Annotated in this window: 33 protein-coding genes; 14 read left to right on the top strand and 19 right to left on the bottom strand. The window is 65.4% G+C overall.

Annotated features, from left to right (window positions below):
* Nucleotides 1-3 precede the first annotated feature (3 nt).
* The 5 genes from AC5Y31_RS15275 to AC5Y31_RS15255 form a co-directional block, all read right to left on the bottom strand.
* The gene (locus AC5Y31_RS15275; RefSeq protein ID WP_499981308.1) at nt 4-867 is read right to left on the bottom strand and encodes a cyclopropane mycolic acid synthase family methyltransferase; all 864 of its coding nucleotides are present in this window, start codon (nt 865-867) and stop codon (nt 4-6) included.
* A 23-nt stretch (nt 868-890) separates the two neighbouring features.
* Nucleotides 891-1,781 carry a cyclopropane mycolic acid synthase family methyltransferase gene (locus AC5Y31_RS15270; protein ID WP_499981307.1) on the bottom strand — a complete coding sequence of 297 codons (891 nt, stop codon included), beginning with the start codon at nt 1,779-1,781 and terminating at the stop codon, nt 891-893.
* Nucleotides 1,782-2,133: 352 nt separating this feature from the next.
* A complete protein-coding gene (locus tag AC5Y31_RS15265; RefSeq protein WP_499981305.1) occupies nt 2,134-2,376 on the bottom strand; it encodes a hypothetical protein in 243 nt (80 codons plus the stop codon).
* Nucleotides 2,377-2,424: 48 nt separating this feature from the next.
* The gene (locus AC5Y31_RS15260; protein ID WP_499981408.1) at nt 2,425-2,961 is read right to left on the bottom strand and encodes an FKBP-type peptidyl-prolyl cis-trans isomerase; all 537 of its coding nucleotides are present in this window, start codon (nt 2,959-2,961) and stop codon (nt 2,425-2,427) included.
* Between the two features lie 34 nt (nt 2,962-2,995).
* Nucleotides 2,996-3,559: a TetR/AcrR family transcriptional regulator gene (locus AC5Y31_RS15255; RefSeq protein WP_499981304.1), complete on the bottom strand. Its 564-nt coding sequence runs from the start codon at nt 3,557-3,559 to the stop codon at nt 2,996-2,998.
* 97 nt (nt 3,560-3,656) lie between these two features.
* On the opposite strand from AC5Y31_RS15255, the gene AC5Y31_RS15250 reads away from it, so the two are divergent.
* Nucleotides 3,657-4,100 (top strand): DoxX family protein, encoded by a 444-nt coding sequence (locus AC5Y31_RS15250; protein ID WP_499981302.1) that lies wholly within the window; start codon nt 3,657-3,659, stop codon nt 4,098-4,100.
* Between the two features lie 61 nt (nt 4,101-4,161).
* A complete protein-coding gene (locus tag AC5Y31_RS15245) occupies nt 4,162-5,178 on the top strand; it encodes a TIGR03617 family F420-dependent LLM class oxidoreductase (RefSeq protein WP_499981301.1) in 1,017 nt (338 codons plus the stop codon).
* A gap of 2 nt (nt 5,179-5,180) precedes the next feature.
* On the opposite strand, the gene AC5Y31_RS15240 is transcribed toward AC5Y31_RS15245, so the two are convergent.
* From AC5Y31_RS15240 to AC5Y31_RS15215, 6 genes are all read right to left on the bottom strand, one after another.
* Nucleotides 5,181-5,984 (bottom strand): DUF6498-containing protein, encoded by an 804-nt coding sequence (locus AC5Y31_RS15240; RefSeq protein ID WP_499981300.1) that lies wholly within the window; start codon nt 5,982-5,984, stop codon nt 5,181-5,183.
* A gap of 83 nt (nt 5,985-6,067) precedes the next feature.
* A complete protein-coding gene (locus AC5Y31_RS15235) occupies nt 6,068-6,724 on the bottom strand; it encodes a sterol desaturase family protein (RefSeq protein WP_065025577.1) in 657 nt (218 codons plus the stop codon).
* Nucleotides 6,721-7,443: a FadR/GntR family transcriptional regulator gene (locus tag AC5Y31_RS15230; RefSeq protein WP_499981298.1), complete on the bottom strand. Its 723-nt coding sequence runs from the start codon at nt 7,441-7,443 to the stop codon at nt 6,721-6,723. The genes AC5Y31_RS15235 and AC5Y31_RS15230 overlap by 4 nt, the downstream gene beginning before the upstream one ends.
* A gap of 64 nt (nt 7,444-7,507) precedes the next feature.
* Entirely contained in the window at nt 7,508-8,134 is a 627-nt protein-coding gene (locus AC5Y31_RS15225; RefSeq protein ID WP_499981296.1) for a maleylpyruvate isomerase family mycothiol-dependent enzyme, read from the bottom strand.
* Nucleotides 8,131-8,619, bottom strand: coding sequence for an SRPBCC family protein (locus AC5Y31_RS15220; protein WP_499981294.1), 489 nt, complete (start codon nt 8,617-8,619; stop codon nt 8,131-8,133). The genes AC5Y31_RS15225 and AC5Y31_RS15220 overlap by 4 nt, the downstream gene beginning before the upstream one ends.
* Nucleotides 8,616-8,936 carry an ArsR/SmtB family transcription factor gene (locus AC5Y31_RS15215; RefSeq protein ID WP_064855516.1) on the bottom strand — a complete coding sequence of 107 codons (321 nt, stop codon included), beginning with the start codon at nt 8,934-8,936 and terminating at the stop codon, nt 8,616-8,618. Before AC5Y31_RS15215 ends, AC5Y31_RS15220 begins: the two co-directional genes overlap by 4 nt.
* A gap of 160 nt (nt 8,937-9,096) precedes the next feature.
* Between AC5Y31_RS15215 and AC5Y31_RS15210 the strand changes: the two genes are divergently transcribed.
* The gene (locus tag AC5Y31_RS15210) at nt 9,097-9,525 is read left to right on the top strand and encodes a cellulose-binding domain-containing protein (RefSeq protein WP_499981292.1); all 429 of its coding nucleotides are present in this window, start codon (nt 9,097-9,099) and stop codon (nt 9,523-9,525) included.
* A gap of 52 nt (nt 9,526-9,577) precedes the next feature.
* On the opposite strand, the gene nadE is transcribed toward AC5Y31_RS15210, so the two are convergent.
* Nucleotides 9,578-10,426 carry an NAD(+) synthase gene (gene nadE / locus AC5Y31_RS15205; RefSeq protein ID WP_499981291.1) on the bottom strand — a complete coding sequence of 283 codons (849 nt, stop codon included), beginning with the start codon at nt 10,424-10,426 and terminating at the stop codon, nt 9,578-9,580.
* Nucleotides 10,427-10,594: 168 nt separating this feature from the next.
* The gene (locus tag AC5Y31_RS15200; RefSeq protein ID WP_499981290.1) at nt 10,595-10,804 is read right to left on the bottom strand and encodes a hypothetical protein; all 210 of its coding nucleotides are present in this window, start codon (nt 10,802-10,804) and stop codon (nt 10,595-10,597) included.
* Nucleotides 10,805-10,973: 169 nt separating this feature from the next.
* Between AC5Y31_RS15200 and AC5Y31_RS15195 the strand changes: the two genes are divergently transcribed.
* From AC5Y31_RS15195 to AC5Y31_RS15170, 6 genes are all read left to right on the top strand, one after another.
* Entirely contained in the window at nt 10,974-11,897 is a 924-nt protein-coding gene (locus AC5Y31_RS15195; protein WP_499981288.1) for an aromatic alcohol reductase, read from the top strand.
* A 49-nt stretch (nt 11,898-11,946) separates the two neighbouring features.
* Nucleotides 11,947-12,102, top strand: a complete 156-nt coding sequence (locus AC5Y31_RS15190) for a hypothetical protein (RefSeq protein WP_499981287.1) — start codon at nt 11,947-11,949, stop codon at nt 12,100-12,102.
* Nucleotides 12,103-12,184: 82 nt separating this feature from the next.
* A complete protein-coding gene (locus AC5Y31_RS15185) occupies nt 12,185-12,418 on the top strand; it encodes a hypothetical protein (RefSeq protein WP_065025584.1) in 234 nt (77 codons plus the stop codon).
* Nucleotides 12,408-12,719, top strand: coding sequence for a type II toxin-antitoxin system PemK/MazF family toxin (locus tag AC5Y31_RS15180; RefSeq protein ID WP_065025585.1), 312 nt, complete (start codon nt 12,408-12,410; stop codon nt 12,717-12,719). The genes AC5Y31_RS15185 and AC5Y31_RS15180 overlap by 11 nt, the downstream gene beginning before the upstream one ends.
* A 484-nt stretch (nt 12,720-13,203) precedes the next feature.
* A complete protein-coding gene (locus AC5Y31_RS15175) occupies nt 13,204-13,437 on the top strand; it encodes a hypothetical protein (RefSeq protein ID WP_065025586.1) in 234 nt (77 codons plus the stop codon).
* Nucleotides 13,434-13,769: a type II toxin-antitoxin system PemK/MazF family toxin gene (locus tag AC5Y31_RS15170; RefSeq protein WP_065025587.1), complete on the top strand. Its 336-nt coding sequence runs from the start codon at nt 13,434-13,436 to the stop codon at nt 13,767-13,769. Before AC5Y31_RS15175 ends, AC5Y31_RS15170 begins: the two co-directional genes overlap by 4 nt.
* Nucleotides 13,770-14,537: 768 nt before the next feature.
* Here the strand turns inward: AC5Y31_RS15170 and AC5Y31_RS15165 are convergent.
* Together AC5Y31_RS15165 and AC5Y31_RS15160 are read right to left on the bottom strand one after the other, a co-directional pair.
* Nucleotides 14,538-15,179, bottom strand: coding sequence for a cadmium resistance transporter (locus AC5Y31_RS15165; protein ID WP_079481877.1), 642 nt, complete (start codon nt 15,177-15,179; stop codon nt 14,538-14,540).
* A 138-nt stretch (nt 15,180-15,317) separates the two neighbouring features.
* On the bottom strand, nt 15,318-15,707 hold the full coding sequence (locus tag AC5Y31_RS15160; protein ID WP_005148625.1) for a heavy metal-responsive transcriptional regulator: 390 nt from the start codon (nt 15,705-15,707) through the stop codon (nt 15,318-15,320).
* 56 nt (nt 15,708-15,763) lie between these two features.
* Here AC5Y31_RS15160 and merA point away from each other — a divergent pair, with 56 nt between their 5' ends.
* The 5 genes from merA to AC5Y31_RS15135 are packed head-to-tail and all read left to right on the top strand — an operon-like array spanning nt 15,764 to nt 19,718.
* A complete protein-coding gene (merA, locus tag AC5Y31_RS15155) occupies nt 15,764-17,167 on the top strand; it encodes a mercury(II) reductase (protein WP_005148655.1) in 1,404 nt (467 codons plus the stop codon).
* Nucleotides 17,168-17,193: 26 nt separating this feature from the next.
* Nucleotides 17,194-17,835 (top strand): organomercurial lyase MerB, encoded by a 642-nt coding sequence (merB, locus tag AC5Y31_RS15150; protein ID WP_005148656.1) that lies wholly within the window; start codon nt 17,194-17,196, stop codon nt 17,833-17,835.
* Between the two features lie 32 nt (nt 17,836-17,867).
* Nucleotides 17,868-18,158, top strand: a complete 291-nt coding sequence (gene merT / locus AC5Y31_RS15145; protein ID WP_005148657.1) for a mercuric ion transporter MerT — start codon at nt 17,868-17,870, stop codon at nt 18,156-18,158.
* A 46-nt stretch (nt 18,159-18,204) separates the two neighbouring features.
* Complete coding sequence (locus tag AC5Y31_RS15140; RefSeq protein WP_225433764.1) at nt 18,205-18,705, top strand: TlpA family protein disulfide reductase; 501 nt, start codon at nt 18,205-18,207, stop codon at nt 18,703-18,705.
* Nucleotides 18,702-19,718 carry a cytochrome c biogenesis CcdA family protein gene (locus AC5Y31_RS15135; protein WP_499981281.1) on the top strand — a complete coding sequence of 339 codons (1,017 nt, stop codon included), beginning with the start codon at nt 18,702-18,704 and terminating at the stop codon, nt 19,716-19,718. Before AC5Y31_RS15140 ends, AC5Y31_RS15135 begins: the two co-directional genes overlap by 4 nt.
* Nucleotides 19,719-20,529: 811 nt before the next feature.
* On the opposite strand, the gene AC5Y31_RS15130 is transcribed toward AC5Y31_RS15135, so the two are convergent.
* The 4 genes from AC5Y31_RS15130 to AC5Y31_RS15115 all read right to left on the bottom strand — a co-directional run bounded on the left by AC5Y31_RS15130 (nt 20,530) and on the right by AC5Y31_RS15115 (nt 25,354).
* Nucleotides 20,530-21,558, bottom strand: a complete 1,029-nt coding sequence (locus tag AC5Y31_RS15130) for a TniB family NTP-binding protein (protein ID WP_005148661.1) — start codon at nt 21,556-21,558, stop codon at nt 20,530-20,532.
* Entirely contained in the window at nt 21,546-23,510 is a 1,965-nt protein-coding gene (locus AC5Y31_RS15125; RefSeq protein ID WP_005148662.1) for a TnsB C-terminal domain-containing protein, read from the bottom strand. The genes AC5Y31_RS15130 and AC5Y31_RS15125 overlap by 13 nt, the downstream gene beginning before the upstream one ends.
* A gap of 123 nt (nt 23,511-23,633) precedes the next feature.
* The gene (locus AC5Y31_RS15120) at nt 23,634-24,374 is read right to left on the bottom strand and encodes a TnsA-like heteromeric transposase endonuclease subunit (protein WP_011894084.1); all 741 of its coding nucleotides are present in this window, start codon (nt 24,372-24,374) and stop codon (nt 23,634-23,636) included.
* A gap of 413 nt (nt 24,375-24,787) precedes the next feature.
* The gene (locus AC5Y31_RS15115) at nt 24,788-25,354 is read right to left on the bottom strand and encodes a hemerythrin domain-containing protein (protein ID WP_499981275.1); all 567 of its coding nucleotides are present in this window, start codon (nt 25,352-25,354) and stop codon (nt 24,788-24,790) included.
* Nucleotides 25,355-25,445 lie beyond the last annotated feature (91 nt).

Raw genomic sequence — 25,445 nt, 5'->3', positions numbered from 1 at the left:
CCGCTACTTGGTGAGGGTGAATTGGCCGACGTTGCTGATGCCCTTGCGGAACAGGCCCGCGCAGCCGGTCAGATAACGCATATAGCGCTCGTAGACCTCTTCGGACTGGATGGCGATGGCGCGGTCGCGGTTGGCCCGAAGGTTTTCCGCCCACGTGTCCAAGGTGCGCACGTAGTGCTCCGGGAAGACCTCGACCTCCTCGATGGTGAATCCGGCGCTCTGGGAGTAGTCGTAGATGTCGTCACGGCCGGCCATCTGTCCGCCGGGGAAGATCTCCTTGCCCAGAAACCTGACGAACTTCAGGTCGTTGATGGTGATCGGGATGCCGTGCTCGCGCCAATAGGTCTGCGGGTAGGTGAAGATGCTGTGCAACAACATTCGGCCGTCGTCGGGCATCAGTTCGTAGGCACGATCGAAAAACGCCGCGTACCGCGTCTTCTTGAACGCGTCGAACGCCTCCACGCTGAAGATACGATCGACCTTCTCGTCGAACTCCTCCCAGCCCTGCAGGCGCGCCTCGGCGTGACGGCGGGTGTCGACCGCCGCCAGGGAAGCCGCGCTGTAGGCACAATGGTTGCGGCTCAGCGTGATACCGATGACGTTCACATCGAACTGAGTCACCGCCCGCACCAGACCCGCGCCCCAGCCGCAGCCGACATCGAGCACCGTCATGCCCGGCTCCAGGTGCAGTTTGCGCAGCGCGAGATCATATTTGGCGTTCTGCGCTTCCTGCAGGCTCATATCGTCACGTTCGAAGTACGCACAGGTGTAGGCCATGCTCGGGTCGAGGAACAACGAGAAGAACTCATCCGAGATGTCATAGGCCGCTTGCGACTCTTCGTAGTACGGTCTCAGCTGCGTTGTCATGACATGCCACCTTTGTCCTCTCGTTACACCGCCGGCTTTTCCATCGTGAATTGGCAGACGTCGGTATAGCCGTCGCGGAACAATTCGCGGCAGCCGGTCAGGTACTTCAGGAACGTCTCGTACATCTCTTCGCCCTTGAGCTCGATCGCCTCGGCCTTGTGCGCCTCCAGAGCTTTGGCCCAGGTGTCAAGCGTGCGCACATAGTTCGAACCGATCCGGTGATGGCGGGTGATCTCGAAACCGCACCGGGTCGCGTGCTCGTCGACGATCGATGCCAGCGGCAGTCGGCCGCCGGGGTAGATCTCCTTGCGGATGAAGTTGATGAACCGCAGCAGCGACATCGTGCGCTTGAGCCCCATTTGCTGGGACTCCTCGAGGGAGGGCACCACGATCGAGTGCAGCAGCATCACCCCGTCGTCGGGCAGCACGTGATAGCACATTTTGAAGAAGTCGTCGTAGCGCTCGTAGGTGCCCACGCCGTCGGCGAAGTGCTCGAAGGCGCCCAATGAGACGATGCGGTCCACCGGTTCGTCGAACTGCTCCCAGCCCTGCAACCGCACCTGTTTGGTTCGCGGGCTGTCCATCTCGGCGAACTTGCGCTCGCAATGGGCCACTTGGTTTTCGCTCAACGTCAGGCCGATGACGTTGACATCGTACTTTTCCACCGCGCGCCGCATGGTCGAACCCCAACCGGAGCCGATGTCGAGCAGCGTCATCCCGGGTTTCAGTCCCAGTTTGCCCAGCGCCAGATCCACTTTCGCCATCTGCGCCTCTTCGAGTGTCATGTCGTCGCGCTCGAAATACGCGCAGCTGTAGGTCATCGTCGGGTCCAACCACAGCCGGAAGAATTCGTTGGACCGGTCATAATGCGACTGGATGTGCGCGATGTCCGGCTTGAGTTCGGTGTCAGTCATGAGATTCTCCCGATTGGTAGTTCGCCGTAGCTTCTTTAGCCGGCCTCCGAGCGTGTGGGCCACCGGGAATCCGCCGCGGATGACCGCTGTACAAGGGCCGACGAGGCTAGCTCGGCGGAATCGCCGACAACCGAGCTGCGGTGCGGCGCGGGCCGAGCCGATGACGCGGGAGTGCACCCGAGCGTCCCGCTGCTGTGTTGGTCTCCCGAACGCACTCGCCGTCCCCCAAACGCGTCAACTGCCGCGCTGTTTTCCCCGGTGAATGCCCGCTCAAACGCTGTTGCGAGGGTTTTCTTTCCGGCTCAGGGCCGACCGCCGTGCGCCGCGACCGAAACGCCGATGAGCTGCGGTTTCACACGTGACCTTGAAATGCCCGAAGTACCTGCACCGGGGCAGCCGGACCGGCCATGGTGACCGCGGCTGACGCCCGGCGCCCCGCGAGCCAGCGCACCAGGTTCGCCGGGGTGCCACGGACGACGACTTCGGGAGCCGTGCTGGGGCCGACAGAGGTGCGAAGGCGGTCGTCGGCGGTGCCGACGGTGCCGCTCGTTCGGCCACGACGTCGGCGGTGATCGTCATGACCAACAGTCTCCAACCCGGCTGCTCACGGGGTGGCCGAATGCGCCGCGATGGCGCGGCAGGTTCAGGCGCTGAGGATCTTGATCGCGAAGACGAGGGTGTCGCCCGGCCGGATTCCCGCGCGGGGCTGGCCGTCGGGGTAGCCGTCCGCCGACGTCATGGCGACCGCGACCGTGGACCCCACGTGTTGTCCCGCGATCGCTTTCTGGAATCCCGGCACGACTCCGTTGAGCGGGAAGTCGACTGGGGCGCCCCGCTGATAGCTGCTGTCGAATACGGTGCCGTCGCGTCCGTTGACACCCATGTAGCAGACGCTCACCGTGGCCGTTGCCGGAACCACCGGGCCATCGCCGGCCCGCAACGTGTGCACCTGGGTCTGGGCGACGCTGAACGGTGCCGACACCTCCACCCGCGGCGCGGCCGTCTCGGTCGACCCGGTGACCGCGACGCTGCCGGTGGCCCCGTTCAGCGTCCACTCCGGTGTGCCGCCGGTCGCCGGCGCGGCGGTGGGGCAGGAGGAGGCCGCCGTTGCCGTGCCGGCTCCGGCCAGGGGGACGGCGATGGCTGCGACACAGGCGACGAGCCCGACCAGGGAATGCATCCGAGTGGAGTTCACCTGCGTCACGCTACAGGCCTCAGCCGTCGAACAGCATGCGGGCGATCCGCTCGGCCGTCTTCATGGGGTCGCCGGCTTTCACCGCTGGGCTGACTGCGCCGTTGAGCCACAACGTCGAAAAGCCGTGCACCAGTGACCATGCCGCCAACTCGGCGCCGGCCGGGTCGTCGCGAGCGTGTGGGTCCGTCAAAGTGGCTACCCCTCGGGACAATTCGGCCGCGGCTGCGGCTTCGGCCGCGATCAGCTCGGGATCAGAGGTGTCCAGCAGCGACTTGTCGAACATCACCTCGTAGTGGCCCGAATGCTCGAGGGCGAACCGCACGTAGGCCAGGGCGGCGTCGGCGAAGCGGGGCCGGGCCGCGGTCAGCGCGGCGCACAGCAGCTCAAACCCCTCGGTGGCCAGGGCGGTGAACAGTCCGCGCCGGTCGGTGAAGTGATGCGCGGGCGCCGCATGGGACACGCCGGCCGCTCGCGCCAGCTCCCGCAGTGACACCCGGTCGGCGCCGTGGTCGGCCACCATGCGCGCGGCCTCGGCCAGGATCGCGGCGCGGAGATCGCCGTGGTGATACGTCGGGCGGGCCATGACCGCCAGCATAGCGGGCAATCTTGACAGTGTCTGGATTAGGGGGCTACCGTCGCCGCTATCAACTTGTCACCGTCTAGATAGCGGGGGAGTGCTGATGGCCCCATTGATCACGCTGGTGGCGGGCAGCATCATCGCCCGGGTTATCGGCTGGGCCGGCGCCGACTACGTGAATAGTTGGGCCGGCGCGATCGCCGTCGGCCTGGCGGCGATGTTCTTGGTGACCGGGGTGGCGCACTTCGCGCCGCCGCTGCGGGCCGATCTGATCGCGATCGTTCCACCGGCGCTGCCCGCGCCGGGACTGCTGGTCAGCATCACCGGGCTGCTCGAACTCGTCGGCGCGGCGGCCCTGCTGATCCCGGGAACCCGAACCGTCGCCGCCGTCTGCCTGCTGCTGTTGATGCTGGCGATGTTCCCCGCCAACGTCTATGCCGCACGGATGCCCGATCCGCCCAGGTCGATGACGACGCGACTGCCGCTGCGCGCCGCCGAGGAGATCGTGTACCTGGCCGCCGCCGTGGTGGTCGCCATCGGCAGCTGATTCCGACGCGCCCGGCTTGCGGCCACCCAGCGCAAGGGAACCAAGCGCGTAGGCTTTGGCCGTGCGAGTCGACGTCATGACCCTTCCGCAGCACCTGGGAAAGGTCGGCGAATTGGCCCGGCACACCCAGGCTGCGGGTTTCTCCGGTCTGCTGTTCACCGAAGCCGGTCGTACCGCGTATCTCAACGCTGCCATGGCATCTCAGGCCGCTCCCGATCTGGAGCTTTCGACCGGCGTCGCGGTTGCCTTTCCGCGTAGCCCGTTCGTCACGGCCGCGACGGCATGGGAGCTGCAGGAGGCGACGGCCGGGAAATTCCGGCTCGGTCTCGGCACGCAGGTCCGTACCCATGTCGTGCGGCGCTACGGTGCGGCGTTCGACCATCCCGGTCCGCGCCTGCGCGACTACGTGCTCGCCGTGAAGGCATGCTTTGCCGCGTTCCGCACGGGGACACTGGATCATCACGGACCCTTCTACGACCTCGACTTCATCACTCCGCAATGGAGCCCCGGGGTGATCGAGGCGCCCGACCCGAAAGTCGATGTCGCGGCGGTGAATCCGTGGATGCTGCGCATGGCAGGCGAAGTGGCTGACGGGGTGCACGTGCATCCGCTCGGCGAGCCCGGCTATCTGGCCCGCCACGTCGTGCCGAAGGTCGCCGAAGGGGCGGCCAGGGCGGGCCGCTCACCGTCGGACATCGCCGTTATCGTGCCCGCGATGACGATCGTCGGCGACAGCGACGAAGAGCGTCACAAGGAACGCGAACTGGTGCGCGCCAGCATGAGTTTTTACGGAAGCACGCCGAACTATGCCTTCATCTGGGATGAGGCCGGATTCGAGGGCACCACCGCCCGGATCCGGGAGAAGCAGAAGGCCGGTGACTTCGCGGGGATGGCGGCGCAGATCACCGACGAACACCTGGCCGTGTTTGCCACCGAGTCGACGTGGGATGCGTTGGCCGACAGCTTGGTCGGCAAGTACGGGGGAGTGGCGACTCGGCTGGTCTTGTACAACGCCCTCGGTGACCGCGAGCGCTTCGAGCGCTATGGCGAGGTCGCGCGCGGCATTTCCAGCCGGTAGTCCTACGGCGTCGTCTCCCAGGGCTGCTCGTTGCGCCGCCGCCGCTCTCGCTCGCGCGCTTGATCCTGGACCCAGAAATCCTCGAAGCGTTCGCCCGGGTGCACGTTCGGCATCCGGTTCATCAGGTTGCTGAGCCAGCGCGGAGGGCGATCCGGCTGCCATTGGGGGACCACGGCGCTGAGTGCGGCCAGCGACTTGAGCACGACGAACACCCCGAACAACGTGCTGGGAGCATCCGTGGCGGCGATCCCGGCGAATCCGAGCAACAACGTCAGATGCACGACCATGACTCGGCCCAGTCCGACGTCGGCGGTGCGCTCGACATCTCGGAAGGACCATCGGCGCAAATCGACCAGATCGAGCAGGAAATTCAGCGTCAGGAACAGCAGTACGCTTAGGCAGCCCCACCCGGCAGCGCGCCAGTCGAGATCGATCAGCTCAAGTGCAGGCGCCCGGTTGTGAGCCAGCAGAGCGAGAATGGCCCCGAGGAAGATCCCGTGAGCAGCGCAGAAGGCCAGGCTCACAAGGGCGAAGCCGGCCAGGAACGATTGGTTCGCCGGGCCGCCGGATTGCGGTGCGCGATAGTGGAAGTGGCCGTATCTCGGGTTCCAGCGCCGGTGCACGGCGACGCGAGCCATCACCAGCAGGCACATGGCGACGTTCTCGAACCAGTACACCACCAGGGTCGTCGCGCCGGACCACCGCTGGGTGAACCAGCCCAGTGCCGGGATCGCGATTACCCCGAGCGAAGCGACCAGCTGAAACCGCGAGACCCGGGTGGCACGCGGAGAATCGGGTGCGCTCATGATCCGGGCATCCGGTTGTGGCGGTACATCGGATAATCATGAGCTTCTTCGAGCCATCGAAGGGCCAGTTCGCCGACGCGGCGTCAGCGTGTCACGCCGTGCAGGTCCTTGGCGGTCGGAGACGTCGGTACCGTCGACTGATTCGGGTAGGTACCGAGTAGTCGATCGGCGGTTCCGGTGCTGGTGACGGTGAACCAGTAGTTCTCGTTCTTGAAGTGGTGTCGCCGGTGGTTGCGCCAAATGGCCCGGTAGACATTGGATTTCGGCTTGTAGTCGGTGTGGATGAGGTAATGCGTCCACTCGTAGACCAATCCGAGGCCGGCCAAGAAAACCACGGCCGTTAGCCCGAGACCGAGTCGGCTGAAGACCAGCAACGGCACAGCGACCGCGGACGGGATCAACCAGAACAAAGTCTGCCGCGGGATGAAGATGAGCTCGATTCGTCGCGGTTCACGGTGATGCTCACGGTGTTTGCGGGCGAGCAACGGGTCCAGGGTAAGGCGGCCGGCCGAGCGTGGTCGCCAATGCAGGATGGCGACGTGGATGACCCACTCGAAAACCGGAAAAGCGACGAGCATAAACGCTGGGAGCATGACGTCGGTGAGCTGCCAGTCGCCGACGACGATCCGGGCGGTCAGTGCCCCAAGCAGCGTGAGGGCGAGGCACCAGGGGGAGGGGTGGCGCCAAAACTCCGGGCCCGCATCGGACAGGGTGACACCGCCACGGGTCGGTGTCGTCATCGCTGCTCGTCCAAACCGGACAGGGCGCTGAGCAGGCCGCGGGTGGCCGGTTCCAGGAGCTCGGTCGCGGCGCGTCCGGCGCTCGCCGAGTCGCCGGCGGCGATCGCCTGCGTCACCCGCCGGTACAGCTCGGGGCGACTGACCTCGGCGGCCATCACGGTGGCAAGAGCTTCGAGGGCAGGTTCGTAGGTTGCGCGCAGCGTGTTGAACATCAGCCGGAAGACGATGGAGTCAGCGGCGTCGACGACGTGGTCCCAGAACGTCAGTGCCGCACGCTGCCGCTGCACCGGATCCTCTTCGGCGGCCAGCGCATCCGCGGCGCCGTCGAGCACCGCGGCTGCCTGCGGGCCGCTGCGTTCGGCAGCCAGTTCGGCGACCTTGGGCCCATTGTGCAGCCGGGCCTCCAAAATGCTGCGCACCACCGCCAGGTCCAGCTCGTCGCCCCGGAGCACGAGGCGGGGCAGCAGGTCCAGGCCGGCGTGACGGCGATAGTCGCGCACCGTCGTGGCGTCACCGTGCCGGACTTCGATCAGGCCGGCTGCGTTCAGACGTGTGAGTGCTTCTCGCACCGCCGGCCGGGATACGCCGAGCACTTCGGCGAGCTTGCGCTCGTTGGGCAGCAGCTCGCCGGGTGCCATCTCGCCGCTGAGTACGTCGGACATGATCTGCTCGAAGACGTGTTCGGGTATCGATCGGCGCGTGACCTGTCGCAGAGCCATACGCTCACGATGCCGGATGATTGGACAGAGGTCAAGTGGTCAGACCAGTGGGATTTTCCCCTGCTCAGAGCCGGCTCAGAAGGGTGGCGGCGCCCGGACCGGTGAGCTCTTCGGCGGCTTGGCGGCGGCCCGTCATCGCCAGCAGGAGTGCTTCGCCGGTGCCGGCAACTTCAGGGCCGTCGCCGTGTTCCCAGGCGATGTCGTCGGCGCGCAGTCGCAGACCCTTGATTCGCCGGCCTGCGCCAAGCCTGGGGTTGCTCGGGACCAGCGGCAGGATCCGTAGCAGTCGATGTGGCGGCACGATGCGTGGCCGGTTGAGGGCGCGGCGGATGTCTTGGTGATGAAGGGTGGCGTCGACGAGGCCGATCATGCCGCCGAAACCCGCTGTCAGTCCGTGCGGTCGCAGGTGGCGGTTGAGGAACTCGAGCAGTTCGTGTGGTGACAACGAGGAGTACTCGGCCACACCCACCTCGTTTGCGCGTACCACCCGTCCTTTGGCGAAGCGTTTGATCAGCCCACCCACGGTGAGCTCCTCATAGCTGATGACATGTGCGACAACGTCTTTGACCGTCCACCCGGCACAGAGCGACTCGGTGTGCCAATCCTGATCCGACAGCGTGGACAGGAATGCGGCCAGGTCGGATCGCTCCTCGTAGGCCAGGTCCATCAGCGAGGCGTCCGGGGCGCTCATCGCGTCACCTCCCGCGTGACGATGTCGAGGTAGCGCTCCAGATACCGGGGCCATCCGGCGTCGCCGCCCACCCCGCTTGCGACGGAGGGCCAGCCGTCACCGTGCCGTTCGAGGTGGCGGTGCTCCAGCTCGACCCGAGTCCGGTCGGTGTCCTCGGCGACGAACCGAACTTCGACTTCACTGCTGCGGGCCGGATCTGTTTCGAGCTGCCACGTCGGTCCGATGTCCCAGGAGAAGACGATGCGGGTCGGCGGCTCGTAGGCGAGCACCCGCGACCACTCACAGCGGCTACCGTCGGTTGCGACGTCATAGATGTGGCCGCCGACGCGCGGCTCGAAGACGGTCTGGGCGATCGGGGCTCGGAGCAGATTGTGCTCGCGTGGCTTGATCGCGTCGAATCGCTCGACGAACAAGGCAAACGCTCGCTCGATCGGGCTGTTGACCACCACGCTCTTGCGGATGGGTTCTACCGCTGCCGGTTTCACTTCGCCTGCTCCTCCTGCTCGACGATGTTTTCGTAGGCCGCGAGGGCTTGATCCCAGAAGACGTCCAGCTCCGCGCGCAGGGCAGCGATCCCGGCTGGCTCGGCGTGGTAGAGCCTGCGGGTTCCCGCGGCTCGGTCGCTCACCAGCCCGGCGCTGCGCAGGACTTTCAGGTGCTGGGAGACCGCCGGCCGGCTGACCGGCAGATCACGGGCCAGCTCGCCCACCGCCATCGGTCCCGCAGCGAGTCGTTTGAAAATGGCCCGCCGCGTTCCGTCCGCGAGGGCGCCCCACGGATCCACTGATGCGTAGGTGACCACGAACCGTAAGTCTACACTTACCAATAGCGGTGGTCTAGCGGTCGTGGCTCGCGACGGCCGAGGTAAGAAATTTCGTGACGGTTTCAGTTGAGCAAAGGTCCTGCAGCGTGCAGGCATGGCGAGGGGCGCCACCGCCTGTCTGGTTCTAGGGTTCGCTGCTATGGCCGGACTGGGCAGTTACGTACTACGCGGGCGCCGAACGGTTCGCGTCGCCCTGTCGGTCGTGATGGTGGTCATCCTGGGATTCGCGGCTACCCCCGTCGCCCATGCGGCCGCGGCGACGGCGACATTGTCGGTGACCTCGACATGGCAGACCGGATTCATCGCCCGCTTCACCGTCAGCAATCGCAGCACGATGCCGCTCACCGACTGGAAACTTGAATTCGACATGCCGGCGGGCCAATCCATCTCGCATGCGTGGAGTAGCACCGTTACGCGATCTGGCACGCACTATGTTGTGGCCCCGGTGAATTGGAATCGCATCATTGCTCCCGGCGATTCGGTCAGAGGTGGTTTCCGAGGGGTGCTGACCGGGCCGTACTCGCCGCCGCTGAATTGCATGCTCAATAGGCAATATCTCTGCAGCTAGCGAGACCTGGAGTGGGCAATCGTGCTATGCGCTCAGGCGCAGCGACGTCGAATCAGGCGCCTCGCGAGGCATCCCAGCCGGCCGGGGTGACGGGCAGTGCGCGCTTGTGTCCGGTGCGCCGGTACCAGCCGAGGATCGTCGCCTCGTCGGCAGCGTCGACGTCGCCGCCCTCGAGGAAGTCGTCGACGACGGCGTAGCGAACGCCGAGGGCCACCTCGTCGGGGATGAGCGGCTTGTCCTCCTCCAGGTCGGCGGTGGGCACCTTCTCGATGAGGTTCTCCGGGAGGCCAAGGTGCCGGCCGATCTCGCGGACGCGGCGCTTCGGGAGGCCGTACAGCGGCGTGAGGTCGGCGGCGCCGTCGCCGTACTTGGTGAAGAATCCGACGACCGCCTCTGCCGCCTGGTCGGTGCCGACGACGAGCATGTTGCGGGCCCCGGCGACGGTGTACTGGGCGATCATCCGCTGACGCGCCTTGACGTTGCCCTTGACGAAGTCGTGCCGCTCGTCGGCGATCGAGATGCCGGCCGCCAGGCAGGCCTCCCACATGCCGTCGACCGCGTCCTTGATGTTGACCGTGTACACCTCGTCGGCCCCGCTCGCCGCCACGGCTCGGTTGGCGTCCGCCTCGTCCTTCTGGACGCCGTACGGCAGCCGGATCGCCACGAACGTGGCATCGCCGCCCTCGGCCCGCACCTGCTCGCACGCCAGCTGGCACAGGCGCCCGGCCACCGTGGAGTCGACGCCGCCGGAGATGCCGAGCACCAGGCCCTGGGTGCCGGTGTGGTGGATGTACTCCGCGAGGAACCGGATGCGGCGCTCGGTCTCGCGGGCGGCGTCGAAGTCGGCGACGACCTCCAGATCCTCGATGATCCGCTGCTGCTGGGTGTCGCTGTCGGTCATAAAGCGAGGCTAGCAACCGCCCGCTTCTGATCGGTGTTGCTGACTGTTGCTGTGGGTGGACCGCCTCAAACCTTTACTGGTAACTCGCCGTATTCGATCCCGCCAGGGGAGAGGCGCTGAGCCGACGTCGCCAATCATCCTGTGGTGACCCTCCCGCTTTGTGAGGGTTCACGCGACGCTGCTGTAAATCGCCGCAACGAGCCCGCCCAGGGTCAGCACCCCGACCATCACCGAGGCACAGATCGCGCGGCGTCGCCGGCGTCGGCGGGCGCTGTCGATCGCCACCGCGATGCTGGCGAGGGTCAACGCCGCATAGACCGACAGTCCCACTGTCAGCATCACCGCTTCCCCGGTGCTGGCCAGTGTCGCTTTGTGCATGCGGTGAGCTTACGGGGGGTCTCGCCACCGGTCAGGTCGACAGGATCACCGCCCGGGCCTCGGAAGGCCAGTTAAAGTCTGATGCTTCGAGGGTTGGGAATGCTGCGCCGCAGCGGGATGTTGTCGCGACCGTTCGCATTCGCCAACCGATCAGTGCCGCGGAGGGATTATGACGTCACGGCAGTCATCACATGGGGGAGAGATCCTCGTCATCGGCGCCGGTGAACTCGGCGGCAACGTTATCGCCGCGCTGACTCGTCGGGATGACGCACCGCCGTTGACGGTGCTGCTGCGGCCGTCGGACACACCCCGGCATGCCCGGCTACGCGACGAGTTCGCGGCCCGCGGCGTCGGAATCGTCGAGGCCGACGTTACGACGGTGTCGGCGGCTGAGCTGTCGACAGTGCTCAGGCGGTTCCACACGGTGGTGAGCTGCATCGGATTCGCGGCTGGGGCGGGAACCCAACGCAAGATCACCAAGGCGGCGTTGGCGGCGCGGGTTTCGCGATACTTCCCGTGGCAGTTCGGCGTCGACTACGACGCCATCGGACGCGGCAGTCCTCACGAGCTCTTCGACGAACAACTCGACGTGCGCGACATGCTGCGCGCCCAGAGCGTCACCGAATGGGTGATCGTGTCGACCGGGATGTTCACCAGCTTCCTCTTCGAACCCGACTTCGGCGTCGTCGACCTCACCACCAATACCGTTAACGCGCTGGGCAGTTGGGACACCGAAGTCACGCTCACCACTCCGGAGGACATCGGCGTACTCACCGCGGAGATCGTCCAGACCCGCCCGCGTATTGCGAACCAGGTCGTCTACGTCGCCGGCGACACGATCACCTACCGCGAACTCGCCGAGATCGTCGAACGGACCAGGGGCGGCCAGGTCATCCGTAATGAATGGACCGTCGCGTCTCTACTGCACGACCTCGACCGAAACTCCGATGATGGCCTACAGAAGTACCGTGCGGTGTTCGGTCAGGGTAGGGGCGTGGCGTGGCCGAAGGCCGGTACGTTCAATGCCACCCGCGGAATCCCAACCACGACCACCGAGGAGTGGGCGCGCAAACACCTCAGCACGAGAAATTAGAGCTGGGAATATCGCCTCATGGCGCCTGGGGCAAGGGGAGAATTGCTGCATGTCGATGGCGCTGTGGATCATCGTTGTCCTCCTTGCCGTCGGGACGATCACCGGCGGGTTGCTACGGATGCGGGTGTGGTTGCAGAGGCCCGTACCGCCTGAGGTGATCGAGGCCGCACACCGCGATGACGCCGTGGACGAGGACCGGCGATGACGTTGTGAATCCCTTCACCGACGGTCACGGCACTGAGCCGCTTGTGGATGCGTCGTCTTACAAACCGTCATACACTGGTGGAATGGCTGACACGATTACCTTCCGGCCAGACGAAGACACATCGAAGGCGTTGGAAATTTTGACCAGGGACGGCGCGGCTGTCTCGGCAGTCGTTCGATCTGCCCTTATCGATGCCGCGCGACGGAAGGCCCGCGCGGCGATCCGCGCCGAAGCGGAAAGTCTTGCTGAGGACGCGGCTGATCGTGCTGAGGCGGTACAGGTGCTGCGCGACATGGAGATGCTGCGTGCGTGGTGAGGTCTTTCAGCTGCGTGCCCCGCGGGGGAGTCGTGGCCATGAGCAGTCTGGCTCTCGCTACGCGGTAGTTGTCCAGTCGGATCAACTGCCGCTGTCCACATGGGTGGTTGCGCCGACCTCCACATCGGCTCGTCCTGCCAGCTTCCGTCCCGAGGTTGCCATCGGCGGCGCAAGCACCCGTGTGCTTGCCGAGCAGGCTGCAGCAGTCGATCCGGGCCGCCTCGGTAAGAGCGTCGGGTTCCTCGGTTTCGACGAGATGCGTCGCGTCGATGCAGCGCTGCGGATCGTGCTAGATCTCTGAGCGCTGCGCTGCCGCATCGGATGGAAACCGTTGGGGCGAGGTGCAATACGGCGAATCTTACCGGAAACCCGCCGTATTCGATTCCGCCGTATTCCGTCAACCCGTCGGCGGCAACTCGGGCGGATGTGTGGCGAGTCCTGCGTCCGACAACCCGGCCGCAGTAGCTTCCCCTACATCGCCACCGTCAGCGACGGCCTACGAACCCGTCAGACCTGAGCACGCCGGCACGGCCATACGCGTAAACCGACGACTGTCCCAAATCTCCGTAGACGGCCAGGTTTATTGCGAAAATGGCCAACTTAAACGAGAACGGACAGTGTCGTCGATCATTCTTCTCAATGTAGTTGGGCACAGGGCGATACGGTGTACTTTACTGGTAACCCGCCATATTCGATTCCGTCGTATTCCTGTCCGGAGCGGCGGGCCGGGGAGTCCGGCCCCGCAGTCCACAGCGTTATGTCTACATTTCGTCTACACTGAGTGCATGGCAGCAGAAACCACCACCGTCCGGGTTCGGCGGCCGGATTCCGAGCGGTTGCAATCCCTAGCCAAGGCTCGTCAAACCGCCGTCGTCGACGTCGTGCACGCAGCGATTGACGCCTTGGAGCGGCAAGAGTTCCTGCGGGGTCTCAACGGGGATTACCAGCGCCTGCGGACCGACCCCGAACTGTGGGAGCGGTACCTGGCAGAGCGTAACGAGTGGGATGCCCTGGTTTGATCTGGCGAGGAGAGGTCTACTACGTCGATCTCGGCCAGCCGGTAGGTCACGAACCGGCCTTTCGTCGCCCGGCGGTCGTCGTGTCGGTCGACATTCTCAACAACGGACCTGGCGGTCTAGTGGTCGTCGTCCCGATCACGACCACCGGTTACGGACTGCGAAGCCATGTCGAACTGGAGTCTGAGGCGAGCGGGCTGGACCACACCTCGTACGCTCGCTGCGACCAACTGCGGGTTGTCTCGGTCGAACGAGTGTCATCCCGGCAGGGAATGATCGGACCAGACCAGATGCGGGTCATTGATCAAGCACTGCGATTCGTCCTTGATCTGTGACGCTCAGCTGGCGAGCGGGTAGTTGAGCGGTAGCGAAACCCTTTGGCTGACAGCAGAAAACGGCGTACTTTAGTTGACATAATGTCCGTTATCGGCAATATATCCGACCCGGCGGTCGTTGGTCATCCGTTGTAACGTCGCAATCTTCGCCCGTACGGCGGAGTCACCACCAGGAGCATCCGGTGTCCAATCATCACCCGTCGCGCTCACGGCGCGGCTGCGCGATGTGCAAACCACATAAGCGTCGCGGCGCAGGCCGGCCTGCCAAGGATCCCGTGTCCGTCCATCGTCGGCTGGGTCGCTCGCGCCGGTACTCGCGGCAGTCGCCGGGTTGCGGCGATCGGGCCACGCTGGGTGTCCGTTCTCATTGAATCTGGGGCACATTTACTAGTCTGACCTGCATTGCCCCAGATTGGATGAGAATTTCGATCGCGACGTTTCTCATTGAATCTGGGGCAACCCTGCTTCCGCGCCCGGCTGCGAGCGCAGCAGGGTAGCCGGAATGGTCTCCTGTCGATTCCGTTGGCTCGGGTACGTCTTCGGTATAACTACTGTGATCGTGTCTCTCGTGACACACGATCATGATTCTGTGGTGCGCTCGCTCGTGTTGGTAGTTCGGGTGCCGGCTGCGGCCTTTGAGCACCTTGGCCACCGCCCGTTTTAGATTGTCATAGCGGATACGGGCCGGGACATCACCAAAGTGGTTGAACGCCAACACATGCCGATGCAGGAGCGCCTCCTGGCCCTGAGTGGTGAAGTTGCTCCGAGCTAGAGGGCGAACGCTCCGCCTTTGATGAGGATGAGGGCCCCGATTGTGATCAGTGCAACGGGCAGAACGATGTGGCCCCAGCGTGAGAGTGCTTTGGCGATGATCGGGTGGGAGGCGAAATATCGGCCGGCCGCGCACCAGATGGCCACACCGATGAGGAACACGATGATGTAAACACCGATGGTGGCGATCGTTGAGACGGCGAAGATCGGAACGTACACGCCGATGTTGTCGCCGCCGTTGGCGAAGGTGATGACTGCGACCTGCCAGGTGCCAGGCGTCAACAGTGTTGCGGGATCATCGGTCGGCGCCGGTTGGGTGCGGCGATCCCGCCAGGCCAGCCATGCCGCCCGCAGCCCCAACACGATGGGCAGCAGCCCGAAGTACGGCAGTGCGGCTGGAGGAAGCAGCGTGGCACCCAGGAGTGCGCCGCCGACCGAAACTGCCAAGATGGCGGTGAAGCCGAGGTACTGACCGGCGGTCACTCGGATGGCTGCGCCACGATGACCGGGCGCCTGGCCGAACATCACCGCGAGGACCACGATGTCGTCGATATTGGTGATGGCGAAGGTGGCGATCGCCTGAACGAGTGTGGCTGGGCTCAGCACGGCCAATGCGACCAGCTTCGAGTGAAATCCCACCGCATCGGGTGAGCCTACTGCTCAGCAGGCCCCGCGCTCCCGCGCACCAACGACCTCCAGTGGGGCGGAAATTCATGACGACTGCCGGGGTCAACGGACTTGACGAAATACATGCCTCCGGTGCCACGGAGGTGGCTCCTAGAGGTATCGACATACGTCATCGGCGCTGCATGATTCCGGGTCGACGCTTTCGGCGCCCTGCCGCAGCCGGGCGATGGTCTCGCGCAGTGCCACCAGTGCGCTGATCTGCTCGTCGAGGTCGGTCAGTCGGATGTCGAGCAGGTCGCGCACGTGCGTGCACGGCGCGTGGCCGCTGTCACGGATGTCGAGGATCTGCCGAATCTGGGCGAGGCTGAACCCGGCGGCCTGTCCCCGTCGGATGAAGCCGACCCGGGCGATCGTGTCGGCGGCATAGTCGCGATACCCCGCCGGGGAACGTTCGGCGGGCGGGAGCAGGCCTTCGTCTTCGTAGTAGCGCAGCGTCGCGGTGGTGGCCCCGGTCGCCTCGGCGAGCTTCCCGATTCTCACGATGTCTCCTCAGAACACTTGACCTTCAAGCCTACTTGAAGGTCAAGGATGGGTGCATGAGTCAGGGATTGGACCTCGCGGTCATCGGTTCCGGCGGCGCGGCGATGGCCGCGGCGATCCGCGCTACCGCGCTCGGCAAGTCCGTCGTCATGATCGAGCGCGGCATCTTCGGTGGCACGTGTGTCAACACCGGCTGCGTGCCGTCAAAGGCCCTGATCGCAGCGGCCGAGGCCCGGCATACCGCAGCCGACACTGCCCGGTTCCCGGGGATCGCCACCACGGCCGGCCCGGTGGACATGGCGGCCCTGATCGCCGGCACGCACGATCTGGTGGAGTCGCTGCGCTCAGAGAAGTACCTCAACGTGGCCGAATCGTATGGCTGGCAGCGCATTCAGGGCCAAGCGCGGTTCGCCGGAACCCCGGACGCGCCCGTCATCGAGGTCGGCGATGCCACCATCGAGGCCGAGCACTACCTGATCGCCACCGGCGCGAACCCAGTCATCCCGCCCGCATTCGAGGGCGTCGCCTACCTGACCTCGACCACCGCGATGGAAGTCACCGAGGTCCCGGAGTCGCTGCTGGTGATCGGCGGCGGCTACGTCGCGTTGGAGCAGGCGCAACTGTTCGCCCGGCTCGGGTCAACGGTGACGGTGCTGGTCCGCTCCACGCTGGCATCGAAGGAAGAGCCGGAAGTCGGCATGGCGCTGCTGGAGGTGTTCGCCGACGACGGCATCCGGGTGGTGCGCCGCGCCACGGTGAGCGAGGTCGAGCAGGCCGACGATCAGGTCACGGTCACCGCGACCATCACCGGCGGAACGCAGCAGTTCCGTGCCGCGAAAGTCCTCGTCGCCACCGGCCGCCGTCCGAACACCGACGGCCTGAATCTCGAAGCGGTGCAGGTCAAAACCGGCGAGAACAACGAGGTCGTGGTGAGCGACGGGCTGCAGTCGTCGAACCCACGGATCTGGGCGGCCGGCGACGTGACCGGGCACCGCGAGTTCGTCTACGTCGCCGCCCATCACGGCGCGATGGTCGCCGACAACATCTTCACCGACGCCGGCCGCAGGGTCGACTACCGCCATCTGCCCCGCGTGACGTTCACCAGCCCCGCGGTCGGTGCGGCCGGGACGACCGAGGCCGAGCTCCTCGCCGCCGGGACACGGTGCGACTGCCGGGTGCTGCCGCTAAAACATGTGCCGCGTGCGGTGGTCAACCGAGACACCCGCGGTTTCATCAAACTCGTCGCCGACGCCGGCACCGGCCGCATCCACGGCATCACCGCCGTCGCCAAGGATGCTGGCGAGATCGCCGCCGCCGCGGTCTACATCCTCGACGCCGCGATGACCGTCGACCAGGTCGCCGGGTCCTGGGCCCCGTATCTGACCATGGCCGAAGGCATCAAAATCGCCGCCCAGTCCTTCAGCGCCGATATGTCCCGACTGTCCTGCTGCGCATCCTGACGCATGGCTCACTCGAAAGGTTCCTGATGCCCAATTTCCTTGACCGCCTGACCATTCCGGAAGAGTCCGGGCTCGACCCGACGATGCTGGTGCCGTTGCTGCGGCTGCTCGCCGCCGGCGAGCCGGTCACCGTGGAGGCGCTCGCCGCGGCCGTCGGCCTCCCGGTTGACGAGGTGACCCGGCGTCTGGCCGCGGTACCCGACACCGAATACGACGAGCAGGGCCGCATCGTCGGCCAGGGCCTGACCCTGCGCCCGACCCGCCACCGATTCACCGTGGCCGGCCAAGAGCTCTACACCTGGTGCGCCCTGGACACCCTCATCTTTCCCACCATCCTGGACCGGCCCGCCAGCATCGAATCCGAATCACCCGTCAGCGGGCACCCGATCAGGGTCTCGGTCGGCGAAAACGGTGTCACCAGCGTGCAGCCCGAGACCGCGGTGGTCTCGCTGGTCAACCCCGACGACCTCACCTCGATCCGGTCCTCATTCTGCAACCAGGTGCACTACTTCACCTGCGCGCAGGACGCCGCGCCGTGGCTCGCCGAGCACCCCGAAGGTCAGATCGTCAGCGTCGCTGAGGCCCACCAACTCGGCGCAGCCCTGACCACACAAATCCTTACCCAGCTCCATACCCCGCCAACTGCCCACCCCGGCTGCTGCAGCTGACCAGCCGCACCCAACCTGATGAGGAGAAATCAATGAATCAACGTCCACGAAGAAATCCCGTGCTGCTGGGTGCGGCAGCGGTGCTGGTGACGGCCCTGTGTTGCGCCGCGCCAGTCCTGATCGCCGGCGGCGCGCTCGCCGCCGTGTGTGGACTGCTCGAGAATCCATGGGTCATCGGGGCAGCCGTCGCGCTGCTGCTGGCGGCTGTGGTCGCCTTCGCCCGCCGCGGTCAACGCGGCGATCACTGCTGTCCCGCCGACAGCCATTCACCCGCGACGCACACGCTCGACGACCTGACGAAAGGAAGCATCGACAATGTCTGAAACGCGTTCGTTTACACCCCACAGGTGGGCGGGCGTTACGGCTGTGATGCTGGCAGCGGGCGCGCTGACCGCGTGCGGCCAATCGGCCACAACCAGCAATCCGACCTCACCGCCACACGCCAACGCCACAACCCAGGCGACGGCGGCGACACTGACCACGGTGGACGGCAAAACCGTCGAACTGCCCGCTGCCGCCCCGACCGCGATCCTGTTCTTCTCCTACGGGTGCGGCGAATGCGTCGGCGGCGGTAAATCCCTGGCCGCTGCTCGGGCGGCCGTGGAGAAAGCCGGAGGCAGCGCCAAGTTCCTAGCCGTCGACATCGTCCCCACCGAGAAACCCGCCGATGTTCGCCACTTCCTGGACCAGATCGGCGGCACCAGCCTGCCCGCGGTCGTCGATACTAACGGGGCCCTGACCAGCCGCTACCAGGTGACCGCGCCGACCACCGCCCTCGTCATCGACCCGTCCGGGCAGATCAGCTACCGCGGCCACGCCCCGTCCCAGGATCAGATCCTGGCCGCCCTCGGCAGCAGCGCCGCACGGTGAACCTGCTCGCGCTCGCGTTTACCGCTGGCATGCTCGCCCCGGTCAACCCCTGCGGGTTCGCGCTGCTACCGGCGTGGATCACCGGCACCATCGCCACCGGCGGCACCGATGCGGTGCTCGTGCGGCTGGCCCGGGCACTGCGCACCGGGGCCGTCCTGACCATCGGGTTCACCGGCACCCTCACCCTCGCCGGTATCGCGATCAGTGCCGGTGCCCGGACCCTGGTGACGGCTGCTCCCTGGCTCGGGATCACGATCGGGCTCACCCTGGCCATCTTGGGCGGCTTCATGCTCACCGGCCGCACCATCGGTCTGCGTATGCCTGCCCGGACGCGTCATCGGCCGGACTCCCCAACAGCCGGTGGTGTGCTCGCGGCCGGAATCGGCTACGCCCTGGCGTCACTGTCCTGCACCTTCGGGGTACTGCTCGCGGTGATCGCCCAGGCCCAGGCCACCAGCGGATGGGGCGGTCTGCTGGCAGTGTTCACCGCATACACAGCCGGTGCCGCCACCATCTTGATGCTGGTCAGCGTCGGCACCGCCATCGCCGGCACGGCCCTGACCCGGCATCTGGGTATCCTCGCCCGCCACGGGACCCGCGTCACCGCCGTTGTCCTCATCGCCACCGGCGCCTACCTCGCGTGGTACTGGCTGCCCGCGGCCACCGGGCACACCGCCAGCGGCGGCAACCTGCTCACCGGCTGGTCGGCCACCGCGACCGGATGGCTGCAGGACCACGCCCTCCCGGCCAGCGTCATTGCCGCCTTCGCTGTGGTGGTCAGCGCGGTGGCCGCGTACTGGACCACCACCGCCGGCCAATCACCGGCAAGCAGCGCCGCCGGTGATGATTCACCGGCCGATACACCCAGCCAGATACCACTGTCCCTAACGATTAGAAAGCCGATAGATACAACCGTCGGACACAGTCAGATGCACACCACAAGTGCCTTACTGATAAGGCACATTCAAGACTGCCGACCCCTAAGCGCGACACGCCAGTTCTGCGCCGTCTGAGCGTGTCGTCAATACGGCAGTGGCGAATAGGCGTCGGTACTGCGCCCATTGCTCGACGGGGGTGGCGTCGGCATGGTGGGCGCCGGTGCGTTCGTTGATGCGGTCGAGCAGTAGCGTCGGCCAGGCGGGTTCCGTTGGCGTCCTGGGCTGTTCAACCCGAGGGCGAGCTGTGAGCAATGTTGCGGCTACGGCGATCACATCGGGGTAGGCCACCACGTGCGCTTCTAGGCCATTCTGCAGAATCCCCGCCGCCACGTGACGCTCTGCGTGAGCCCAGAAGACCAGGATGTGGCGGGCGTCGCCCAAGGCGTCATGAAGGTCGACCTCTGAATACTGACGGGCCAAGCGCCGATGCGTGCGCCCGGCACTGAGCACCGTGGGCCGGTCACGAAGATCCACCTGGTCGTCAAGAACGCGCGTTGGTGAACCGATCCAGCGTCGGTGACGGTGGCATACGGAGACATGTGCAGGCAGGTAGCAGTAGACGGGTTCGTGTATTCCCTTGCGTGCCATACATCTTTGACACAAAGGGCGGCGGAGATATTGCTTGAGCGCGGTGGGGTCGCCAGCAAGCCCGCAGAGACGGGACCGGATTACCTGCTCAGGTTGGCCGCTGACGACGGCCAACCAGTCCGGTCGCGGCCGGGCTGCGCATGATTCGGCGACATGGCCGCGCAGTGTGGAGACGCCGATATGGTTGGCGCGGGCCAGCCTGTCGATGTAGGACGATACGGCTTCCCAACGGAACGGTGCGATCGTTCGCGGGAGCCGCTGGCGTGGTCCGCGCGGCCACGGCCTGACAGTTGCCACGTCAGCTGGCCGTGCGGGCCGCGGCCGTGTGGGCGGCGTAGTCGATCAAAATATCGTCCATGGCCTCGCGGGTGATGTGCTCGGTGCCGTCGAGCATCGCTTGGATTGCTGAAGCCCGGATCAAGTGGGCCAGGCTGCCGATCATCCCGCCGGTGCGGCGGTGCAGGTAACGGGCCTGGGCGACAAGGCTTCCCGGTTCGTGTCGATGCAGACGCAAGGTACCTTCCATGGCGGCGACGAGTTGTCGCCACTCCTTGGCGTCGGGGAATGCGCTGGTGTGGATCACCCCGCAACGGCCGGCCAACTGCCGTCCCCGCGTGCCGGTGAACAGCCCCGAGCGTTCCACTTCGATCCCGGCGTAAACGAATGTCGCAGGCAGATGCTCGGTGAAGTATTTGAGGTGGTCGGACAGTTCTTCGCCGGCGCGGGTGTCGAGGTTGAGGTTGTGGATTTCATCGACCACCACGATGTCGGTACGGGCATCGATGAGCACCTGGCACACGGCATCGGAAATATCGGTCACGTTCATCCGCTGATTGAGCGTGGGAAGCCCCAGAAACCGTGCGAACTCCATCGCCAACTTGCGGGGCGACCCTTTCGGCGGGGCCGTCACATACACCACCGGAATCCGGCTCTCATCGCCGGGAAACCGTGCACGGGTGCGCAATTCGTGAAACCGACCCAGTTGCTTGATCGCCGTAGTTTTCCCCGTCGCTGCCCCGCCGGAGATGATCAGCCCGCGCCGGGCCCCGATCTCGCGCTGGTTGAGCAATGTCAACAGCCGGCCCTGATGGGTGATCGCTTCGATCGCCGACGTGGTGACCACCACCAGCTCCGAATGATGCGCAACCCGGGCCTCGTTGTAGGCCGTCCGCTCGTCCTCACCGAGGCTGGCCCACTCGTCGTCGGCGAGCAACGTGAACTCCGGCGGATCGGCATCAACAAAACGCCGCCAGCCCTCCAGCGTCGTGGTCGGCTGGCGGCGATCCTCTAACTGACCCACCGCCGCAATCTCGGTCACAGTCGCCACGTTTGGGCCTCCTTGCGTGCATCAAACACCGGCAGGGGTATGACCTCCGCCATCTCGCCGTCATCGTCGAAAGTCTCGTTGTCGGCGGCCCGTTCCGACGGTGACGGGCCATGATGTTCGGATGATTCCGTCGGGTCCGGCCAGTCCCGGCCGGCGCTCGCGGCGCTGGTCCGTCCAGTCACTCGGCGCTCGGCTTTCGTCTGCTGCTGCGGCCCAGCGGCGGCGCGGTCCAGCAAGTCCTCCGCGATGGCCGCAATCTCCGCTTCCTGGGTCTTCTGGGCCCCTCTGCGGTCGGCTACGGAGCGGGCGTGGCGCCACAGTGTCTCGCCGAACGGCACCGGCGAGGACCGAAGGTGCGTCCACGTCGCGGCCAGCCATCCGTCTTCGTGGTGATTGCGCACCCAAATCCTCGACACGTCATACGGGTCGTAGTGCACTTCCCACTGTCCGTTACGGGCATCGACCCCGGAATGCTGGCGCCGGTATGGGTTGAGCGCCTTGGCGTCATAGGTGCGATGGTTGATCCGGACCCCGTAACTGTTGATTGTGCGCCACTGCACGGGAAGCAATTCGATATAGTCGTCGGCGTCCAGTGGGACCGGTACATAGCCAGCCACCTCAACGAGGGCAGTGTATTTCTCGTTGGGAGACAACGCTTTCCCCGGCGTCACCGGATCCCGCAGGCCATCGTGGGGGCGGTTCTGCCACACCGCGATGATCCACTCGTCCAGCAGCGCCTGCAGCTCAATCATCGACCACACCGCGTCGTCCTCGGCGTTTTTCCCACGCCGCTCCACCGATGAACCGACGTAACCGGCCACGTACTGTGCGAACAGGGTGCCCACCGACTGCAATGTCCGCTCGATCTTCGGCTTATCGGTCGGGCAGTCGGGATGAGCCGGCTGCAGATTGATCCCCAATGTGCAGCACGCTTGCCGAAATGTTTGGGACAGATACGCTTTCCCGTGATCGCAGACGATCGTCTCGGGAGCGATCACCGGCCTGGCCGCAGCATCGGCCAGGCGCTGATCGACACTGGTCAGGCTGTGGTGCGGAAGTACCGACCGGGACATCCGCAGCGCATCGGCCCATCCCGGGCGCATCGGTTCGGGCGTCAATGCCCGCGCCAAGAGCAGTGACGCGTCCACTGCTTTGGTCGTCGGTCGCAGCACCGCGGCCGGGATGGACCGCGTAGCGTTGTCGACCATCGCAGTCAGCTCGACTCGGTCTACCATGCCGTCATCGAGCACTACCCGTACATCCAGAAGGGTTGAATCGATTTCCACCATCTCGCCGGGGCGCACCACGGTGATCGACCCGAATGGGCCATCGGGCTGCTTGGACAGCGATCGCCGCGTCCGTGCTGACCCGAACGTGTGCCGTCCTTCCGCGAGGCGCTTGACCAGCCGGTAGAAGGTGGGCTGCGACGGCATCGCGGGCGCGTCGTCGGCACCATAGGTGGCCACCAGCGTCTTGGCGACCCGCCGTTGCAGACGCTGCACCGTTCCCGTTGACAGGTCGGTCTCGCCCTCGATCGCATCCCGCACCGCGGCGACGACACGGTCGTCCACACGGCCGAATACCGCGCGCCGCCGATTATGGCGCCCGTCAACCACTCCCAGGAGCCCGTCCCGTTCGTAGGCAAATCGGCGACGCTGCAACGCATTCCGACTCACGTCGTGGCCGGCGGCACGCAGCTCGTCCAACTTGGCCAGCTCACGCTGCCGCAGAGATCGTTTCGCCGTGTCGAACTCTGGGCGGGGACGAATGCCCGCGGCCGTCCCAGGCGGGCGGCCGCTGAGGATCTCCACGATGTGGCGCTCCCACCACCGTGCTTGCTCGACGGCTGCCTCGGGAATGCCAGCCAGCATTTCCTCAGAACACAGTGGCGGTCGCGACCCCGACACCAATTCCAATGCCGGATCAACCATCAGCTGCGAGAGCGGCACCACAATCTGCTCGCCGACAGCGTCAACCAGTCGAGCTGATCCGCCCGACAGGGTTACGACGGTGAAAACACCTGCTGATAAACGGATTTCGTCTCCCTCTCGGACGACACCCGTTCGCACGTCAGGTCACCACCCGGTCCCGAGGCCAATCGCCGTGTCGTCGCCAAGTGCCGCTCCTTGCAGATCGGCAACTAAACGGCCGTGCCAGAGCAGATGAAACAGTACGGGCAGCACCACCAAAGGAGTCCCGACCGCGTGCACACCAGCCATCAACGGACGGACCCGAGCGAAGACCTCCGCCAGTTGATCAGCCAAACCGATCTTCAATACTCGCGGATGCCGATAACCCGACAACCAACGTAGATTCGCCCGCAGCACTGGATCGAGGGAACCGACACGCAGGTAATCCCAACCGACCATCGCGCACGTGGCGGCAGACCGATCGAACACGTCCCGATCAGCGTCAGAGATCCGGTCGTCCTCACGAACGTCGACTACGACGACAGATCCATCGCGGCGCCGCACGAAGTAGTCAGGAGCATGCCGCGTGCCGTCACGCCAATGAATCCAAAATGGTTGCGACAGAACACCAACAACATCCGGATCGGCATCCAACGCCATCAACTGGTCACGTTCTACCCAGGACTCGTGACCTACATGTGCGCCGGTTGTGGCGAACCACCACAGCCCGGGAAAGTTACGCTGACCTCGAAACGAGGGGAAATTCCGCACTGGTGAACAGTCCAACTCAAACCGGGTTGCAGCACATCGGTCCAGCGATTGCCGCGTGCATCCCTCGCGGGTGTTGAACTCCAAGTCCACTGCACTCGCTACACCTGGCCCAGCCGAAACAGCCGACGTCAGCACACATAAACGCTAAGCCTCGTGCCCCAGATTCAATGAGAAAGACACGCACTTACCCCAGATTCAATGAGAATGCCCCAGAATCAATGAGAACGGACACTGGGCGACGCTCTCCACTCCCGGGTCGATGTTCATCAATACGTCACGGTGACGAAATAAGGCCATTCAGTGAGGCGCCAAAAGACGCGAATCACCTTTTCGCACATCGGTATTCGTTTCAATCGCCGAATGCGACGACCCCATGTGCTTATCCACCCCCGCATTGCGCCGCGCTCTCCACTTCCCGGCCCGGTGCCCATTTATACGTCACAGTGACGTAATGGGGTGGTTCGGGCCGGGACGGCCCGTCGGTGCCTAAAAGCTCGAAACATCCCTTCTCGCAGGCGGATCCGTTACAAGGCTCAGTCGTCACGTGCTTATGCGGTGGCACGTCCGATGAGGTCGCGTGCGCGGTCGAGCATCGACGCAAACGGTCCCACCGCGAAATTGAGCTTCGCTGATTCCACACCGGCATGCGGGTGGGTCGGCGCGATGGCTTCGGCCGCGCGCACCGCGGTCGCGAGCCGCTTGCGCTCGTCGGCGTCGAGTTTGCGCTGCAACTTCGGAAATTCCTCCCGCTCCTCGTGCTCGGCGTGAGCGAGTACCGCGTCACGCAGTCTGATGAGCCCGTGGATGAACTCCTGAGAGGTGACGTCGAGCTTCTCCAGCGACGACAAAAGCTCCTTCGCGGAGTGTTCTTCGTCCAATCGGGCGTCGACGATGGCATCGCCGGCAGCCACTTCCCGGCGTACGCGCGGATGTACCACCATTTCCTCAGCCGTCTCATGCACAGCTAACAACTGCCGCAACTGCGCGAATGGCTTCTCTCGAGCGCGGGGATCCGTTGCGTACAGTACTTGGTCGAACATGTCCTCGATCAGGTTGTGCTGTGCCTTCAAGAATGCGACGACCTCGTCGGGCGACTCCATAATCATCTCTGGCATGTAGTTGAAACCCCCTCGGCGGTTAAGCTGCCACGGCGCTCGGGTTGGCACGCCGCACACACCGCATACCCGGGCAGGCGCAACGCCGAAA

The sequence above is a fragment of the Mycobacterium sp. NGS18 genome (assembly GCF_059813185.1).
Note: the sequence above shows the minus strand (reverse complement) of the source record. Positions and strands in the feature narration are given on the sequence as shown.

Bases quoted from the DNA above. Each gene is read 5' to 3' on its own strand.
- AC5Y31_RS15260 (WP_499981408.1), bottom strand. From the start codon at position 2,961: ATGCATTCCCTGGTCGGGCTCGTCGCCTGTGTCGCAGCCATCGCCGTC.
- AC5Y31_RS15175 (WP_065025586.1), top strand. From the start codon at position 13,204: ATGGCAGCAGAAACCACCACCGTCCGGGTTCGGCGGCCGGATTCCGAG.
- nadE (WP_499981291.1), bottom strand. From the start codon at position 10,426: ATGACCGACAGCGACACCCAGCAGCAGCGGATCATCGAGGATCTGGAG.
- AC5Y31_RS15195 (WP_499981288.1), top strand. From the start codon at position 10,974: ATGACGTCACGGCAGTCATCACATGGGGGAGAGATCCTCGTCATCGGC.
- AC5Y31_RS15210 (WP_499981292.1), top strand. From the start codon at position 9,097: ATGGCCGGACTGGGCAGTTACGTACTACGCGGGCGCCGAACGGTTCGC.
- AC5Y31_RS15235 (WP_065025577.1), bottom strand. From the start codon at position 6,724: ATGACGACACCGACCCGTGGCGGTGTCACCCTGTCCGATGCGGGCCCG.
- AC5Y31_RS15115 (WP_499981275.1), bottom strand. From the start codon at position 25,354: ATGCCAGAGATGATTATGGAGTCGCCCGACGAGGTCGTCGCATTCTTG.
- AC5Y31_RS15255 (WP_499981304.1), bottom strand. From the start codon at position 3,559: ATGGCCCGCCCGACGTATCACCACGGCGATCTCCGCGCCGCGATCCTG.
- merT (WP_005148657.1), top strand. From the start codon at position 17,868: ATGAATCAACGTCCACGAAGAAATCCCGTGCTGCTGGGTGCGGCAGCG.
- AC5Y31_RS15270 (WP_499981307.1), bottom strand. From the start codon at position 1,781: ATGACTGACACCGAACTCAAGCCGGACATCGCGCACATCCAGTCGCAT.
- merB (WP_005148656.1), top strand. From the start codon at position 17,194: ATGCCCAATTTCCTTGACCGCCTGACCATTCCGGAAGAGTCCGGGCTC.
- AC5Y31_RS15225 (WP_499981296.1), bottom strand. From the start codon at position 8,134: ATGAGCGCCCCGGACGCCTCGCTGATGGACCTGGCCTACGAGGAGCGA.
- AC5Y31_RS15275 (WP_499981308.1), bottom strand. From the start codon at position 867: ATGACAACGCAGCTGAGACCGTACTACGAAGAGTCGCAAGCGGCCTAT.
- AC5Y31_RS15140 (WP_225433764.1), top strand. From the start codon at position 18,205: ATGCTGGCAGCGGGCGCGCTGACCGCGTGCGGCCAATCGGCCACAACC.
- AC5Y31_RS15185 (WP_065025584.1), top strand. From the start codon at position 12,185: ATGGCTGACACGATTACCTTCCGGCCAGACGAAGACACATCGAAGGCG.
- merA (WP_005148655.1), top strand. From the start codon at position 15,764: ATGAGTCAGGGATTGGACCTCGCGGTCATCGGTTCCGGCGGCGCGGCG.
- AC5Y31_RS15200 (WP_499981290.1), bottom strand. From the start codon at position 10,804: ATGCACAAAGCGACACTGGCCAGCACCGGGGAAGCGGTGATGCTGACA.
- AC5Y31_RS15190 (WP_499981287.1), top strand. From the start codon at position 11,947: ATGTCGATGGCGCTGTGGATCATCGTTGTCCTCCTTGCCGTCGGGACG.
- AC5Y31_RS15230 (WP_499981298.1), bottom strand. From the start codon at position 7,443: ATGGCTCTGCGACAGGTCACGCGCCGATCGATACCCGAACACGTCTTC.
- AC5Y31_RS15250 (WP_499981302.1), top strand. From the start codon at position 3,657: ATGGCCCCATTGATCACGCTGGTGGCGGGCAGCATCATCGCCCGGGTT.
- AC5Y31_RS15240 (WP_499981300.1), bottom strand. From the start codon at position 5,984: ATGAGCGCACCCGATTCTCCGCGTGCCACCCGGGTCTCGCGGTTTCAG.